Raw genomic sequence first — 17,256 nt, forward strand, 5'->3', positions numbered from 1 at the left:
GGATAAATATTATTTCTATTTTCGCTGTTACATGATAGCTACACAATCCAAACTACCTGGTACAGGAACGAATATCTTTTCGGTCATGTCCAAATTAGCAGAAGAACATCAGGCCATTAATTTATCTCAGGGATTTCCTGATTTTGAATGTGATCCGAAACTCATCGAATATGTAGCTGATGCCATGCGACAGGGCTTCAATCAGTATGCCCCTATGACAGGTTTACCTGCATTGAGAGAATTGATTGCGGAAAAGATGCAGACGCTTTATGGAGCAAATTACCACCCGGAAACAGAAATCAACATCACTGCCGGAGGTACTCAAGCGATATTTACTGCTTTGAGTGCATATATCCATCCTGGCGATGAGGTCATCATTTTTGAACCTGCTTACGATGCTTATGCTCCTACGATAAAAATGTTGGGCGGCCTGGTGAAACCTTATGAACTGGCCCCTCCTAATTATGAAATCGACTGGGAAATGGTCAAAAAGCTGTTCTCTGCGAACACCAAGATGATCATCTTAAACAGCCCACAGAATCCAACAGGCTGTGTTTTGTCGGAAAAGGACATCAAAGCACTCATCAAATTGACAAAAAACACCGACATCATGATTTTAAGTGATGAGGTCTATGAACATATTATTTACGATGGGCAGCAACACCATAGTGTGGCTTTATACCCGGAACTCCGTGAAAGGAGCTTTATTGTGGCTTCCTTTGGAAAATTACTACATACCACGGGTTGGAAATTAGGCTATTGTCTGGCACCTGAGCAATTGATGAAAGAATTCAGAAAGATTCATCAGTTTAATGTTTTCAGTGTGAATACGCCAATGCAGGTTGGCATTGCGAGGTACTTAAAAGACCCACAGTCTTATCTTGGTCTATCCAGTTTCTTCCAGCAGAAGCGCGATTTGTTTCGCAACCTACTTGCAGAAACTAAGTTTAAATTATTACCTTGCAATGGTTCTTATTTTCAATGTGTTAGTTATCAACACCTCAGCGATGAAAAAGATGTTGCCATGGCCGAAAGGTTAGTCAAAGAATATGGAGTTGCCTCCATCCCGGTTTCAGCCTTCTACATTAGGAATACGGACCACCATGTTTTAAGATTTTGTTTTGCTAAAAAGCAAGAAACATTGGAAAAAGCCGTTGAAAGACTAGTTAAATTATAATTTACATCCCTTTTAAATTACAATAATGGAAAGTCCAGATTACCTAAGTATTAAAAACCTGAAAATCACAATTTTCCAGGCCTATTTATTTTGGGAGAATATTGACAAAAACCTACAAAATTTATCCTTAAGATTGTCATCAGGTGTTAAAGAAAAAACAGACCTGATTGTGCTTCCTGAGATGTTCAATACTGGTTTTAGCATGAATGCTCCAGCACTTGCTGAAGAGATGAATGGTAAAACAATGCAATGGATGAAAGACATTGCGCAAAAATATGACTGTGTAGTAACGGGTAGTTTGATCATCAAAGAAGATGGTCATTATTACAACCGGTTGATCTGGATGCTTCCTGATGGTGGCTACAGTCATTACGACAAAAGGCATTTATTTGGCTTGGGGGATGAGGATAAAAACTATACGCCAGGCACGGATAAAGTAATTGTAGAATTAAAAGGTTGGAAAATCCGCCTTGCCATCTGCTACGACCTACGTTTCCCGGTATGGTTGCGCAATCAGAATGAAGAATATGATATTCTTTTATTGATCGCCAGCTGGCCAGATAAGCGCGCCATTCATTGGAATGCCTTGATTCCTGCCCGTGCTATTGAAAATCAAAGCTATGTGATTGCCGCCAATCGTGTGGGACATGATGGCAAAGAGGTATACCATAGCGGACATTCTCAATGTATTGATCCAATGGGTAAAACTATTTATTATAAACCTGAAGACGAAGATCTTTATACGTTCAGCATCGGCTATGAAGAACTGGCAAAAACCCGCAGGGCTTTCCCGTTCTTAAAAGACGCTGATCAATTTCAAATTATTTAATTTCTCTTTAAAAAAACCTCCTAAACCAACAATGTTTAACCGTAGAAAATTCATCAAAGCATCCGCGCTTTCTGCCTCCTTATTGGCTATTGATAGAAACAGCGCTGCTGCCATGATCCCAAGCCTGTCTAATGAACCTGTAAAACCAATCGTCATCTCTACCTGGGATTTCGGTATTGCTGCCAATCAAGCAGCCTGGAAGGTTTTGTCTGCCGGAGGAAGGGCATTAGATGCGGTAGAACAAGGCGTGCATGTACCTGAAGCTGATCCGAAAAATCAAAGTGTAGGTTATGGTGGACTGCCGGATAGAGATGGTCATGTGACCCTGGATGCCTGTATCATGGACGATTTAGGCAATTGCGGTGCTGTTGCTGGTTTAGAACACATTATGCATCCCATTTCTGTAGCCAGAATGGTGATGGAAAAAACCCCTCATGTGATGCTTGTGGGCGACGGTGCCCTTCAGTTCGCTTTAGAAAATGGTTTCAAAAAAGTAAACCTGCTGACGAAAGAAAGCGAGAAAGCATGGAAAGAATGGCTGAAAACCGCAAAATATGCGCCGGTCATGAACATTGAGAACAAACTTTACGACAAAGCTGCTCCTACCCGATTGCCAGGAAATCAATATAATCACGATACCATTGGTATGCTTGCTTTAGATGCCAAAGGAAATATTTCAGGTGCTTGTACCACCAGTGGTATGGCTTATAAATTACATGGCCGTGTGGGTGATAGCCCAATCATCGGTGCAGGTTTATTTGTAGACAATGAGGTTGGCGGTGCCACTTCTACGGGTGTTGGCGAGGAAGTGATCCGTAATGTAGGTAGCTTTTTAGTAGTAGAACTGATGAGACAGGGATACCCACCGGAGGAGGCCTGTAAAGAGGCCGTAATGAGAATCATCAAGAAGAAACCAGAGATTGCAAAAGGCATTCAGGTAGGTTTCCTTGCCTTGAATAAAAAGGGAGAATATGGTGCTTATGCGATTCAGAAAGGATTCAGCTATGCAGTATGTACCCAAAGTAAAAATGATTTATTAATCCCTGGAAAAAGCTATTACTAATCCGCAAAATACTAGATAATGATTCAAATGGAAGTATGCGCCAACTCCCTTTCTTCTGCTTTGGCAGCACAGGAAGGTGGCGCAGTAAGGGTGGAATTTTGCGACAATTTACCAGAGGGAGGTACCACTCCCAGCTATGCACAGCTGAAGCTGGCAAAAGAATTACTTCAGATCTTAGTGTATCCGATTATCCGCCCCAGAGGTGGAGATTTTTTATATTCCGATCTGGAATTCCGCATAATGAAGGAAGATATTAAAGTCTGCAAGGCCCTAAATTGCGATGGCGTAGTGATTGGGATACTCCTTGCAGATGGCAGCATCGATAAAGCACGTTGTGCGGAACTGATTGAGCTGGCAAGGCCAATGAAAATCACTTTCCACCGGGCTTTCGACATGTGTAATGACCTGGAAAAAGGTTTAGAAGACCTGATCGCACTGGGCTGTGAAAGGGTGCTGACTTCTGGTGCTGCAGCTTCTGCTTTGGCAGGTGCCGAGCAAATCAAAGCCTTGATCAAACAAGCGGCAGGAAGGATTAGTATCATGCCTGGCGCAGGTATTAAAACAGAAAATATTGCAGAAATCATCCGGATCACCGGAGCAACAGAATTCCATGCATCCGCTAAAAGCGCTGTAAAAAGCAACATGAAATTTAGAAATCCAGGCTTAAGTATGGGGACCAGCGAAGATGAATTTAGCTATGACCTGACCGATGCCAATACGGTTAAAAATCTGATCCAACTGGCCAACGCTTAGTACTGCTAATGTCAGCACAACATACTATGATTAATTTCCGATAAATTAATCGACTCAAAATCCTATATTTGCGCCACTGATGAAGCACATACGTAATTTCTGCATAATTGCACATATTGATCACGGGAAAAGCACACTTGCTGACCGTCTGTTAGAATACACTGGAACCATTACCCAACGTGAAGCTCAGGCTCAACTGCTGGATAATATGGATTTAGAACGTGAACGTGGTATCACGATAAAAAGCCACGCCATTCAGATGAATTATAAGGTTGGTGATATTGAATACAATTTCAACCTGATTGATACGCCTGGACACGTAGATTTTTCTTATGAAGTTTCTCGTTCCATCGCAGCATGTGAAGGTGCTTTACTTATTGTTGATGCATCACAGGGAATTCAAGCACAAACCATCTCAAACTTATACCTTGCTTTAGAGCATGATCTCCATATTATTCCGATTTTGAATAAAATGGATCTTCCAGGGGCAATGCCTGAGGAAGTAAGTGATCAGATTATTGATTTAATCGGCTGTAAGCGTGAAGATATCATTCCTGCTTCGGGTAAAACCGGTTTGGGTATTCCTGATATCATTCAAGCCATTGTAGACCGTGTTCCGGCGCCAGTTGGTGAGCCAGATGCACCTCTTCAGGCATTGATTTTTGACTCTGTATTTAATCCTTTCAGAGGGATTATTGCTTACTATAAAGTAGTGAATGGTCAAATTAAAAAAGGTGATAAAGTTAAATTTATCAATACAGGCAAACAATATTTAGCAGACGAAGTTGGTATCCTGAAACTGGATATGTCGCCTCGTAGCGTCGTTAAAACCGGTGATGTGGGTTATATCATCTCTGGAATTAAGGAAGCACGTGAAGTAAAAGTTGGTGATACCATTACTACTGTTGACCGTCCATCCTTAGAATCTATACAAGGTTTCGAAGAGGTTAAACCAATGGTTTTCGCTGGTATTTACCCGGTTGATACTGATGAGTTTGAGGAATTGCGTGAAGCGATGCACAAACTACAACTGAATGATGCATCTATCGTTTTCGAACCGGAAAGCTCTGCAGCATTAGGTTTCGGTTTCCGTTGCGGATTCCTTGGAATGTTGCACATGGAGATTATCCAGGAGCGTTTAGAGCGTGAATTCAACATGACGGTGATCACTACCGTACCAAACGTATCTTACATTGCAAGAACCACAAAGGGTGATGAAATTATTGTAAATAACCCTTCAGATTTACCAGATCCAAGTAAGTTGGATGCGGTTGAAGAACCTTATATTAAAGCAAACATCATTACTAAAGCTGATTTCGTTGGTCCGGTAATGTCACTTTGTATTCAGAAAAGAGGAATTATTGTAAACCAATCTTACCTGACTTCAGACCGTGTAGAGCTTGTTTTTGAGATGCCTATGGGAGAGATCGTTTTCGACTTCTATGACAAGTTAAAAACAATATCTAAAGGTTATGCTTCATTTGACTATCATCAGATAGGTTACCGTAAATCGGACCTGGTTAGATTAGATATGTTATTGAATGAAGAACCTGTTGATGCTTTATCTTCCTTAATTCACCGTAGCAATGCTTATGATTTTGGAAAAAAAATCTGTGAAAAACTGAGGGAATTAATTCCACGTCAGCAATTTGAGATTAAAATCCAGGCTTCTATTGGTGCGAAAGTTATTGCCAGAGAAACGCTAAGTGCCTTGCGTAAAGATGTTACCGCTAAATGTTATGGTGGTGATATTTCACGTAAACGTAAGTTACTTGAAAAACAAAAGGCAGGAAAGAAACGTATGCGTCAGGTGGGTAATGTGGAGATTCCACAATCTGCTTTCATGGCCGTACTTAAATTAGATTAATAAACAACATCATAAGAATTACATGCAGTTACTTGACGGAAAATTCGCATCAGAAAAAATAAAACAGGAAATCGCAGCTGAAGCTGCCTCGTTTTTAGCAGAGAGTGGCCGAAAACCACACTTAGTTGCAATATTGGTGGGTAATGATGGTGGTAGTGAAACCTATGTTGCCAGCAAAATGAAAAACTGTGAAAAGGTAGGTTTTCAATCTTCCCTGATCAGATATGACAACTCGGTAACTGAAGCAGAATTGCTACAAAAGATTGAGGAAATCAATCAGGATGCTGGAGTAGACGGACTAATTGTTCAATTGCCCCTTCCTAAACACATCGATCCTGAAAAAGTAACTGAAACGATTGATTACCGTAAAGATGTAGACGGATTTCATCCGGTAAACCTGGGACGTATGATGAGGAACCTTCCTTGTTTTATCCCTGCTACTCCATATGGCATCATGCTGATGCTTCAGGCTTATGAGATTGACACTACAGGAAAACATTGTGTGGTGGTAGGCAGAAGTAATATCGTTGGTAGTCCTATGAGTATCCTGATGGCCCGCAATGCCAATCCAGGAAACTGTACGGTAACTTTAACACACAGTAGAACGGCAAACTTAAAAGAGCTGGCTTTACAGGCTGATATTATCGTTGCAGCAATTGGTAAAAAGAACTTTGTAACTGCAGATATGGTGAAGCCAGGTGCGATCATCATTGACGTAGGTATCAATAGAGAAACTTCTACAGAAACGAAATCAGGATATAAACTATATGGTGATGTAGATTTTGAAAACGTAGCCCCTAAAGCTTCATGGATCACTCCGGTTCCCGGAGGTGTAGGTCTGATGACGATTGTAGGCTTGTTAAAAAACACATTAGCCTCTGCAAAGAAAGAAATCTATTCTTAATAAGCAGATTCCTTAAATATTAAAAAAGCTCTTTAGTTCCTTAACTAAAGAGCTTTTTTATCCAGCTTTCTTTTAAGCCGACATAGATCCCATCGGATCTTGTTTCTACAGGATAGGTATCAATATAATCTCCTTGTCCTTCTGCCCCTCTTCCCGTTTGCAGGTTGTATTCCCATCGGTGTATCGGACAAATCAAATAGCCATTTTTACAAGTTCCACCACTCAGGATTCCTCCGGCATGCGGACAGCTATTCTGAACTACAAAAACCCGGTCTTGATGCCTGACCAGACATAACTTCTTCCCATTTACCTTGATCTGTTCTACAAAGTCCTGCTCAGGAAAGTTGCCGTCCAATTTATACCACTTTAGCATAGGTCATATTTAGATAAATGATTAAAAATGAACCTTCTTTTTTCACAGATTGGTCATATAAATCGGCTCAATATACATATAATCCAATTTCCCGTGAATATTTTATTTACCTTTGCCGAATAATATATGGCACACAATATACCAGCAGACGGCACATTACTTCCATTAATGGAAGAGTTTTACACCATACAGGGCGAAGGATTTAACACAGGAAAGGCGGCTTATTTTATCCGTTTAGGAGGCTGCGATGTAGGTTGCCACTGGTGTGATGTTAAAGAAAGCTGGGATGCAGAATTACATCCTTTAACTTCAGCTGATGATATTGTGGCCAAAGCAGATACCTTTCCGGGTAAAGCGGTAGTGATCACCGGTGGTGAGCCATTAATCTATAATCTGGACTATTTAACTCAAAAGTTAAAGGAAAAGAATATCCTTACCTTTATTGAAACTTCCGGAGCTTACCCCCTTTCAGGCACATGGGACTGGATTTGTCTTTCTCCAAAGAAATTCAAAGCCCCTCGTCCGGACATTACTCCATTTGCTAATGAACTGAAAGTCATTGTGTTTAACAAGAGTGATTTTGAATGGGCAGAGCAATATGCGGCTACCGTTTCTGACACCTGTAAATTATATTTACAACCGGAATGGTCTAAGTCAAAAGAGATTACTCCTTTGATTATTGATTATGTGATGGCAAATCCTAAATGGGAAATTTCTTTACAAACGCATAAATATTTAAATATCCCTTAATAGCGAAGACAGATTTTTCGCTATATTTAATTGTACATCATTAACAATAGCGTTTTGAAAAAAATATCTGTTGCGCTTTTTCTGTATTTCCTAATGGTTGTTGGGGCAATGGCCCAGACTTCTACGGTCAAGAAAGCGATGGCCAGCTTTGATAAAGCACAGGTCTATTTAAATGACAACCAATATCATGATGCTATTGGGGCTTTAAAAGAGGCAGTACAGGCTGATCCAGGCTTTCAAAATGCCATCTTACAGCTTGCTGAACTCAACAGGAGAATCAAATCCTATGAGGAGGCCAAAACCTATTATCGCAAAGCCATAGCGCTAAACCCGAACGCAGAGCCTCGCCTATATTATGGCCTTGGAGAATGTGAGTTGTATAGCGGCGACTATCCCAATGCCTTAACACACCTCAGCTTATTTATCAGCAAATATGCTGGCAATGATCCGGCTTTCCTTGCCAGGGCAAAAAAATACAAGGCCGATGCGGAGTTTGCTATCGAAGCCATAAAAACACCACAGAAATACGATCCTATTAACCTGGGTCCTACCATCAATACCACTTACCGAGATTATTTCCCAGCCATTACTGCCGATAATGAGACCTTGATTTTTAGTCGAAATATAGATGGAAATGAAGATTTCTTTATTTCTAAGAAGGCCAATAATGAGTGGAACACCGCAGCTCCATTGAGCAACAAAATCAACACTTCCCAATTTAATGAAGGGGCGCAATCCATCTCTCCTGATGGCTTGTACCTATTTTTCACAGGTTGTAACCGACCAGGTGGTCTGGGGCGTTGCGACATCTACGTGAGTCACAAAGAAGGAAATAACTGGGGCGAGCCCTTTAACCTCGGGGCACCTATTAACACAGCCTATTGGGAATCTCAGCCATCAATTAGTCCCGATGGCAATACGCTTTACTTTGTCAGCAACCGACCTGGTGGAATTGGCGGATATGACATCTGGAAATCGAAGCTCAACGAAGCAGGAGAATGGTCTGCTCCTGTTAATCTTGGCCCAGAAATAAATACCCCCTACGATGAAAATACTCCTTTCCTACATTCAGATGGGAAAACGCTATACTTTTCTTCCGATGGATGGCCTGGAATGGGCAATAAAGATATTTTCATCAGTCGCATGCAAGACAATGGACATTGGAGTCTACCAATAAATATGGGCTATCCCATCAATACCTTTAATGAAGAAACCGGCATGATTGTTAGCCCTAATGGCAGTACAGCTTTCTTCTCTTCCAATCTAAAGGATGGTTACGGAGATATGGATATTTATCAGTTTCAGTTGCCTGTAGACAAGCAGCCGATGCCCATCACTTACGTAAAAGGTGTGGTTCGTGATAAAGAAAGTCGTAAATTTCTGGATGCCAAAGTACAGGTGGTCAATCTACTGACCAAGCAAACAGCTTACAATGATTATACGGATAAAGAAAACGGGGAATTCCTTGCAGTGATGCCTATAGGGGCAAATTATGCTTTCAATGCCAGTGCAGATGGTTACTTGTTTTATTCGGAAAACTACGAGCTGGGTGTAGGCAGCAGAACACAGCCTATTCTGCTGGAGATTAACCTGGAGCGCTTAAAAGTAGGCAATAACATGGTCTTAAAGAACATCTTTTTTGACACCAATGAATATCGCCTGCTACCGGCATCAGTGACCGAGCTGGGCACCTTAATTGAATTGTTAAAACAGAACCTACAGGTAGCAATAGAAATCCAGGGACACACGGATAACGTAGGAAATGATATTCAGAATGAAAAGCTGTCGCTGAACCGCGCTAAAGCGGTATATGATGAATTGATTGCCCAGAAAATAGATCCTTCCAGATTGACGTTTAAAGGGTACGGAGAAACTAAACCTATTGCTGGCAATGATACCGAAGAAAAGCGGAAACAGAACAGGAGAACATCTTTCCTCATCACCAGGATCTAGCCTCCTTAAGAGGAAAGCGGTCTATAAATAAGAAAAGCGGTTAAATAACCGCTTTTCTTAATCTAACTAGTTTTACCATTAAATCTTCCAGTAAATCCAGGTGTAACATATTTGCGCCATCTGATTTTGCATTGGCAGGATCAGGGTGTGTTTCAATGAACAAACCATCAGCACCCACAGCAATTGCTGCTTTAGCAATGGTTTCAATCAGTTCTGGTTTACCACCGGTTACGCCAGAGCTTTGATTAGGTTGTTGTAGAGAGTGCGTACAATCCATTACTACCGGTACTCCGAAACTTCTCATTTCTGGTATCCCACGGTAGTCAACAATCAGGTCCTGATAACCGAAGGTATTGCCACGATCCGTTAGGATTACTCTGTTATTACCAGATTCTACAATTTTTTCTACTGCGAATTTCATTGAACCTGCAGATAAAAACTGACCTTTCTTAACGTTCACCACTTTACCTGTTTTCGCAGCAGCGATCAATAGATCTGTCTGGCGACAAAGGAAAGCAGGGATTTGCAATACATCCACATATGCAGCGGCCATAGCAGCTTCTGCACTCTCATGGATATCAGTTACCGTAGGCACGTTAAAAGTCTTGCCTATCTTTTCTAAAATCTTTAAGGCTTTCTCATCTCCGATTCCAGTAAAAGAACCTCCTTTAGAGCGGTTGGCTTTACGGTAGGAACCTTTAAAAATAAAAGGAATCTCCAGTTTATCAGTAATAGTGATGATCTTCTCTGCGATGCGCATTGCGATCTCCTCTCCTTCTATGGCACATGGTCCTGCCATTAAGAAGAAATTACCTGATTCCTGGTGTTTTAAATTATCTAGTGGAAAATTGATCATTTTTGTGTTTGTAATAATTACCTAATTCAGCCTATTAATTACCTAGTTCGGACATGAACTTGATGCGCATCAATTGGATCTCTTCGCGGGAATAATCTGCCTCTCCTAATTCTTTCAGTGCTTCATCAATTGAGTCATTTTCCGCAGACTGGAAGTAATCGAATACTTCATCCTGACGGTCTTCATCAATCAATTCATCTACAAAATAATTCAGGTTTAGCTTTGTTCCAGAGTTTACAATTGCTTCAATCTCCTTTAGGATATCAAAGTAAGTGATGCCTTTAGATTTAGCGATATCTTCCAAACTGATTTGTCTGTCTACATTTTGGATGATAGATACTTTCAGCTGCGATTTATTGGCCTGAGTTTTAATGATCAGATCTATCGGGCGTTCAATATCATTGTCCTCCACATATTTTTTAATCAGTTCAATGAATGGTGAACCAAACTTCATTGCCTTACCATTTCCTACTCCTGAGATCTGTTTCAGCTCATCCATTGCAATTGGATAATGCGTACACATTTCTTCCAGTGAAGGATCCTGGAATACAACGAATGGTGGTACATTCTTTTGCTTGGCGATTTTCTTTCTCAGGTCTTTCAGCAGTTGTAGCAACTGGGTATCTAAAGTTCCTGATCCATGTTTCACATCATCTTCATCATCATCTGCAGCACTTTCTATCGGCTCGTTGAGTACAAATTTAAGGCTATATGGATTTTCAATAAAGTCTCTACCATTATTGGTTAGCCTTAAAAGGCCGTAGTTATCAATATCTTTGGAAAGGAAGTTATTTAATACCGACTGGCGGATTAAGGACTTCCAGTAGTTTTCTCCTTCTACCATTCCCAGTCCGAATTCAGGAATCTTACCATGCTCGTAAGCGATGGTTTGAGCTGTTTCCGATCCGGTAAAGATGTTCAGGATATGTGCATCGTCGAATTTCTCGCCAATACGTTGAATCAATTTCAGTAAAACCAATAGGTTATCTTCTGCTTCAAAAAGTTTCTTAGGCTTTTTACAGTTGTCGCACATACAGTTACAGCCTGTTTCATTGAAGTTTTCACCAAAATAATGTAGGATCTGTTTTCTGCGGCATACGCCTGATTCGGCATAGTCGATTACTTCTTTCAGAATTTGTGTACCAATTTCACGTTCAGACACCGGCTTATCCTTCATGAATTTCGCCAGCTTATCTACGTCTTTCTGTGCATAAAAAGCAATACATACACCTTCACCGCCATCTCTTCCGGCTCTACCAGTTTCCTGATAATAACCTTCCATACTCTTAGGAATATCATGGTGGATTACGAAGCGTACATCAGGTTTGTCGATCCCCATCCCAAAAGCGATGGTTGCTACAATTACCTCTACATCTTCCATCAGGAACTTATCCTGTGTGTCTGCACGTACTTTAGGCTCCAGACCGGCATGGTAAGGCAAAGCCTTGATGCCATTCAGGTTTAGCGCTTCCGCCACCTCTTCCACCTTTTTACGGCTTAGACAGTAAATGATTCCTGATTTTCCGGTATTGTACTTGATGTACCTGATCATTTCCTTGATGACATCTCTTTTCGGGCGGATCTCATAAAATAAGTTCGGCCTGTTAAATGATGATTTAAACAAGGTAGCATCAGACATCTGCAAGTTCTTAATGATATCCTGCTGTACTTTCGGGGTGGCCGTAGCCGTTAGCGCGATAATTGGAATATCCTCACCCAGTCCGCAGATTACCTGTCTGATTTTTCGGTATTCAGGACGGAAATCGTGTCCCCATTCCGAAATACAGTGGGCTTCATCTACTGCTACAAAGGAAATCTTGATTAACTTTAAGAATTCGATGTTATCTGGCTTCGAAAGCGATTCCGGAGCAACATATAACAATTTGGTTTGTCCGCTCAGCAGATCACTTTTTACCTGGGTAATTTCCGCTTTATTTAAAGAAGAGTTTAAAAAGTGTGCGATGCTGTCACTTCCACCAAAGGCCCTCAACTGATCCACCTGATTTTTCATCAGGGCAATCAGGGGCGATATAACAATTGCAGTACCCTCGCTCATAAGCGCAGGTAACTGATAACATATGGACTTCCCTCCACCTGTAGGCATAATCACAAACGTATTCTTTCCTTCGAGAACATTGGTGATGATAGACTCCTGGTCACCTTTAAAATTATCAAAACCAAAAAAGGTTTGCAAGTTATCAAACAACGACTTTTTCACATCCATTACGCGTATAAAATATTCAGTGCTATATTTACTTCAAAATAACATAATTTTGCACTAATTCAAAGCATCAATATACTAATTAATTCTGTTTGAAAAGTAAAAAAGCTATTATCGAGGACGCAGTCAACACGTTACAACTGGAAGCACAATCCATTTTGGGGCTAATTGACCATATAAATGATGATTTTTGCCTGATTATCGACCATATTCTGCAATGTAACGGACGTGTTATCGTTACTGGAATTGGCAAAAGCGCCATTATTGCACAAAAAATAGTGGCAACTTTCAATTCTACCGGCACTCCATCCAGTTTCATGCATGCTGCAGATGCGGTGCATGGAGACCTTGGAATGATCCAAAAAGACGACATTGTAATCTGTATTTCCAAAAGCGGGAATACGCCCGAAATCAAAGTCCTTGCTCCTTTGCTAAAGCAATCGGGCAACCTGATGATTGGGATGGTTGGACAACTCAATTCCGACCTTGCAGCGCAGGCAGATCTGATCCTGAATACTACGGTAGCAAAAGAAGCCTGCCCCCATAACCTTGCGCCGACTACCAGCACTACTGCCCAATTGGCGATGGGTGATGCCCTGGCGATTTGTCTGCTGAATGCAAGAAATTTCAATGAAGAAGATTTCGGAAGATATCATCCTGGAGGCGCATTGGGAAAACGACTTTATTTAAAATCCGGAGATATTGCTGTTAAGAACCAGAAACCCAGCATTCCAGCAAGTGCATCTGTAAAGGATGTCATTATTGAAATTAGTCAAAACCGTTTAGGCGCAGTGGTTGTTATTGAGGCGGATACGATTTTAGGGATTATTACTGACGGAGATATCAGGAGAATGTTAGAAAAACACACTAATTTAGCCGACATTAAAGCAAGCGATCTAATGAATCCTTATCCTAAGACTATTGAAAAAGATCTTTTAGCCATCAATGCACTGGAAATGATTAAGGAGAATAACATCACTCAATTATTGGTGACAGATGGCGGAGCTTACTTTGGGATGATCCATTTACATGACCTTCTACAGGAAGGCATAATTTAATACTTTCGATTTAGCATGAATAAAAATAATTACGCATTAATAATGGCCGGTGGCGTTGGCAGTAGATTTTGGCCAGTGAGCAGAACAGAATTTCCAAAGCAGTTTATCGACTTCTTTGGTATTGGCAAAACCTTAATTCAAAGCACTTACGAGCGTTTTCTAAAAGTCTGTCCACCAGAAAACATTTTTGTGGTCACCAATGAGATCTATAAGGATATTGTTAAAGAGCAACTTCCTGATCTCGACATTAATCAAATACTTGCTGAACCGATCATGAGAAATACAGCTCCTTGCGTTTCTTACGGCTCCATGAAAATCCTTAACCTGAATCCTAATGCAACGATTGTTGTAGCGCCTTCAGACCATACCATTACCAATCAAGATGCTTTTATCGCTGCAATTGAGCAATCTTTAAAAGCTGCATCAGAAAACGACTGCCTGATTACTTTAGGTATCAAACCAAGCAGACCTGATACAGGATATGGCTATATTCAGTATGTAGAAAATACCCTTGCTACTGATGACCAGATCCACAAGGTGAAAATCTTCACAGAAAAGCCTAACCTGGACCTGGCAAAATCATTTATTCAGAGTGGTGATTTCTTATGGAATGCAGGGATTTTCATTTGGTCCGCCAAATCCATTACTAAAGCCTTCGCTAAGCACCTTCCGGATATGCATGACATCTTCCTTCAGGGCAATCCGGTATACAACACCGAAAGAGAAGCAAACTTCATTAGCGACGCTTATCAGCAATGTACCAATATCTCTATTGATTTTGGAATTATGGAGAAAGCCGACAATGTATACGTGCTTCCTGCAGATTTTGGATGGTCAGACCTGGGCACCTGGGCTTCGATCTATGAAATTGCAGCGCATGATTACGTAGGTAATGCAGTGATTCCTGCAGAAAAAGTAATGATGTTTGATTCTTCGAACTGTATGGTGAACGTACCAAAGGACAAACTTGTGATTCTACAGGGCCTTCATGACTATATCGTTGTGGAGTCTAACAATACCCTGATGATCTGCCCAAGAACAGAAGAGCAAAACATTAAACAGATTGTTGCTGATGTAAAATCAAAATTCGGCACAAAGTATATATAGCCAATATTTTACCCATTTATAAGATACATCCGGATTTTAGCCTGAGCTAGAATCCGGATGTATTGTTTTTAATATTTTTTCCTGCCCCAAATTTCTCATTACAATGACTAAGTACTTATACGGAATTGACTTTGGAACTACCAATTCTGCCCTATCCATTTATGACGATGAAAAAAAAGAAATCATCGCCACCATTACTGTTCCATCCATTCTTTACTTTAAAGATGAGGCCACTGAAACAGACAGCATCACCCATTATGTTGGGGAGGAAGCGATAAACGCTTATATCAACGACGGCATGAAGGGTCGTTTCATGAAATCTGTTAAAAGAGTATTGCCAAGAACCAGTTTCATTGAGACCCGTGTATTCACTAAAAAATACAATGCTTCGGATCTGGTGACCCTGATTTTAAAAGACCTGAAGCTTAAAGCGGATAAAATCATTGGTTATGATTGCCAGAAAGCGGTTATTGGCCGTCCGGTTTTCTTTGATGATGAAAGTACTTCAAAAGATGCATTGGCTCAAAAACGCTTAAACAAGGCGGCAGAAAACGCAGGTTTTACTGACATTCGTTTTCAGTTTGAACCTATTGGGGCGGCTTTTGCTTACGAGCAAAGCATCACCAAAAAGGAAAGAGTATTGGTAGCCGATCTTGGAGGGGGTACCACAGATTTCACTTACCTGGAATTAGACCCGGCAAAAGTAGGAAGTAAAGATCGTAAGAATGATATTTTAGCTACTGGTGGTATTTACATTGGTGGGGATAGTTTTGATTCCTCTTTCATGTGGGATCAGGGGACGCCTCATTTTGGTAAAGACACGCTATACGAAGCCTCTCCAGGTAAGATGCTGACCGTTCCAAATTCCTATTTCAGCAATATCTGTTCCTGGGAGCAAATGAACTTCTTTAATGGCATCAAGGTGAGGAATGACATCCAAACCTATTACCATTATTCGAAACAGGATTCGAAATTCAAAAACCTGATTACCCTAACTGATCACAATCTGGGTTATTCTGTATTTCAATCCATTGAAAAAACAAAAGTAGCCTTATCCAAAAATGAGGATGCGCCATTTGTTTACAGCAATATGGAGATAGAAATTGATCAGCATGTAACATTGGATCAATACAACAAGATTATCCAGAGAGATTTAAGAAAGATCAGTATGTATCTGGATGAGTTTCTAGCGAAGAATAAGATCAATCCAGCGGAAATTGACAGTTTATTCCTTACAGGTGGAACCTCTATGGTTTCCGCAGTAAAAGATTTGTTTAACAGCAGATTTCCTGAAGTACCGGTAAACTCGGGTGACAACTTCATCAGTGTAGCCAAAGGACTGGCTTATAGCGGATACTTATTTGAGGAAGCTTAAAAAAAATGGGAGCCTGTGTTAAACACCGGCTCCCATCCTATTAAAATATCGTAATTAACTATAATGACTGACGTTGTCTGATGGCTTCGTAAAGAATTACACCTGCCGATACCGAAACATTCAATGAGCTGATCTCTCCAATCATTGGGATTTTAGCCAGGTGATTCGCCATTCTCATGATCTCATTTGAAATTCCTTCATCCTCTGCGCCCATTACGATTGCTGTAGGAGCCGTATAATCCGGTGCATAAATTAAATCATTTGTTTTCTCTGTACAAGCTACAATCTGTAATCCACAGTCTTGTAAATACAAGGCTACTTTATGAAGATTCGGGTGTCTGCACACTGGAATACTGAATAATGCACCTGCAGAAGTCTTAATCGCATCCGCATTGATCTGAGCTGAGTTTTTCGTCGGTACGATGATCGCATGCGCACCAGCACAAGCTGCTGTTCTGGCAATTGCCCCCATGTTACGCACATCGGTGATGCCATCCAGGATCAATACCAATGGCACTTCACCTTTCTCATAAACTGCAGGAATAATGTCTTCAATTTTCTGGAAAGAAATGGCAGAGATTACTGCAATCACGCCCTGGTGATTTTTAAGTGTCATTCTGTTCAGTTTTTCTACCGGAACATTATGAACTGGTGCATCTACATCTTTCAAAAATCCTTTCAGCTCCACGATCAAATCGCCGCCTAATCCACGTTGAATATAAATACTTTCAATATCTTTACCAGCTTTAATAGCCTCTATTACAGCTCGTATGCCAAATACGAATTCATTATTTTCTTTAGCTCTCGCAGGTCTCCTCGAATGTTCCATCTTTCTTAAAATTGAAGCGCAAAAATAGCTGAAATAATGCGATTAATGGAAACCAATTTTACGACTGTACTAAGCCACTCTTTTCCACATAGTTAGGTTGATAAAAACTATCCTTCCTGAAATCTACAACTGCAAATCCAG

At 40.7% G+C, this 17,256-nt stretch carries 15 protein-coding genes; 11 read left to right on the forward strand and 4 right to left on the reverse strand.

Going from position 1 to position 17,256, the window contains the following annotated elements; all coding sequences use genetic code 11:
• The first annotated feature begins 31 nt into the window (after positions 1 to 31).
• The 6 genes from R2S10_RS05930 to R2S10_RS05955 all read left to right on the forward strand — a co-directional run bounded on the left by R2S10_RS05930 (position 32) and on the right by R2S10_RS05955 (position 6,593).
• A complete protein-coding gene (locus tag R2S10_RS05930; RefSeq protein ID WP_316839525.1) occupies positions 32 to 1,177 on the forward strand; it encodes a methionine aminotransferase in 1,146 nt (381 codons plus the stop codon).
• 25 nt (positions 1,178 to 1,202) lie between these two features.
• Entirely contained in the window at positions 1,203 to 2,006 is an 804-nt protein-coding gene (locus R2S10_RS05935; protein WP_316839526.1) for a nitrilase family protein, read from the forward strand.
• Positions 2,007 to 2,037: 31 nt separating this feature from the next.
• Positions 2,038 to 3,069 (forward strand): N(4)-(beta-N-acetylglucosaminyl)-L-asparaginase, encoded by a 1,032-nt coding sequence (locus R2S10_RS05940; RefSeq protein WP_316839527.1) that lies wholly within the window; start codon positions 2,038 to 2,040, stop codon positions 3,067 to 3,069.
• Between the two features lie 18 nt (positions 3,070 to 3,087).
• Entirely contained in the window at positions 3,088 to 3,822 is a 735-nt protein-coding gene (locus tag R2S10_RS05945; RefSeq protein WP_316839528.1) for a copper homeostasis protein CutC, read from the forward strand.
• A 79-nt stretch (positions 3,823 to 3,901) separates the two neighbouring features.
• On the forward strand, positions 3,902 to 5,689 hold the full coding sequence (gene lepA, locus R2S10_RS05950) for a translation elongation factor 4 (RefSeq protein WP_316839529.1): 1,788 nt from the start codon (positions 3,902 to 3,904) through the stop codon (positions 5,687 to 5,689).
• Positions 5,690 to 5,711: 22 nt separating this feature from the next.
• On the forward strand, positions 5,712 to 6,593 hold the full coding sequence (locus R2S10_RS05955; RefSeq protein WP_316839530.1) for a bifunctional 5,10-methylenetetrahydrofolate dehydrogenase/5,10-methenyltetrahydrofolate cyclohydrolase: 882 nt from the start codon (positions 5,712 to 5,714) through the stop codon (positions 6,591 to 6,593).
• A 40-nt stretch (positions 6,594 to 6,633) separates the two neighbouring features.
• Here R2S10_RS05955 and R2S10_RS05960 read toward each other — a convergent pair whose 3' ends face one another.
• Positions 6,634 to 6,966 carry a Rieske (2Fe-2S) protein gene (locus tag R2S10_RS05960; protein WP_316839531.1) on the reverse strand — a complete coding sequence of 111 codons (333 nt, stop codon included), beginning with the start codon at positions 6,964 to 6,966 and terminating at the stop codon, positions 6,634 to 6,636.
• Positions 6,967 to 7,092: 126 nt separating this feature from the next.
• On the opposite strand from R2S10_RS05960, the gene R2S10_RS05965 reads away from it, so the two are divergent.
• Together R2S10_RS05965 and R2S10_RS05970 are read left to right on the forward strand one after the other, a co-directional pair.
• Positions 7,093 to 7,716: a 7-carboxy-7-deazaguanine synthase QueE gene (locus R2S10_RS05965; RefSeq protein WP_062548135.1), complete on the forward strand. Its 624-nt coding sequence runs from the start codon at positions 7,093 to 7,095 to the stop codon at positions 7,714 to 7,716.
• 54 nt (positions 7,717 to 7,770) lie between these two features.
• A complete protein-coding gene (locus R2S10_RS05970) occupies positions 7,771 to 9,669 on the forward strand; it encodes an OmpA family protein (RefSeq protein WP_316839532.1) in 1,899 nt (632 codons plus the stop codon).
• Positions 9,670 to 9,709: 40 nt separating this feature from the next.
• Here the strand turns inward: R2S10_RS05970 and kdsA are convergent, their stop codons facing one another.
• Positions 9,710 to 10,525 carry a 3-deoxy-8-phosphooctulonate synthase gene (kdsA, locus tag R2S10_RS05975; RefSeq protein ID WP_316839533.1) on the reverse strand — a complete coding sequence of 272 codons (816 nt, stop codon included), beginning with the start codon at positions 10,523 to 10,525 and terminating at the stop codon, positions 9,710 to 9,712.
• A 34-nt stretch (positions 10,526 to 10,559) separates the two neighbouring features.
• The gene (gene recQ / locus R2S10_RS05980; RefSeq protein WP_316839534.1) at positions 10,560 to 12,749 is read right to left on the reverse strand and encodes a DNA helicase RecQ; all 2,190 of its coding nucleotides are present in this window, start codon (positions 12,747 to 12,749) and stop codon (positions 10,560 to 10,562) included.
• Between the two features lie 89 nt (positions 12,750 to 12,838).
• On the opposite strand from recQ, the gene R2S10_RS05985 reads away from it, so the two are divergent.
• From R2S10_RS05985 to R2S10_RS05995, 3 genes are all read left to right on the forward strand, one after another.
• Complete coding sequence (locus R2S10_RS05985; RefSeq protein ID WP_316839535.1) at positions 12,839 to 13,804, forward strand: KpsF/GutQ family sugar-phosphate isomerase; 966 nt, start codon at positions 12,839 to 12,841, stop codon at positions 13,802 to 13,804.
• A 15-nt stretch (positions 13,805 to 13,819) separates the two neighbouring features.
• A complete protein-coding gene (locus tag R2S10_RS05990) occupies positions 13,820 to 14,911 on the forward strand; it encodes a mannose-1-phosphate guanylyltransferase (RefSeq protein WP_316839536.1) in 1,092 nt (363 codons plus the stop codon).
• Positions 14,912 to 15,014: 103 nt separating this feature from the next.
• Complete coding sequence (locus R2S10_RS05995; protein WP_316839537.1) at positions 15,015 to 16,286, forward strand: Hsp70 family protein; 1,272 nt, start codon at positions 15,015 to 15,017, stop codon at positions 16,284 to 16,286.
• A 58-nt stretch (positions 16,287 to 16,344) separates the two neighbouring features.
• On the opposite strand, the gene rlmB is transcribed toward R2S10_RS05995, so the two are convergent.
• On the reverse strand, positions 16,345 to 17,115 hold the full coding sequence (gene rlmB / locus R2S10_RS06000; RefSeq protein ID WP_316839538.1) for a 23S rRNA (guanosine(2251)-2'-O)-methyltransferase RlmB: 771 nt from the start codon (positions 17,113 to 17,115) through the stop codon (positions 16,345 to 16,347).
• Positions 17,116 to 17,256: the final 141 nt, after the last annotated feature.

It is taken from the genome of Pedobacter gandavensis, assembly GCF_032678745.1.
Lineage (GTDB): Bacteria > Bacteroidota > Bacteroidia > Sphingobacteriales > Sphingobacteriaceae > Pedobacter > Pedobacter gandavensis_C.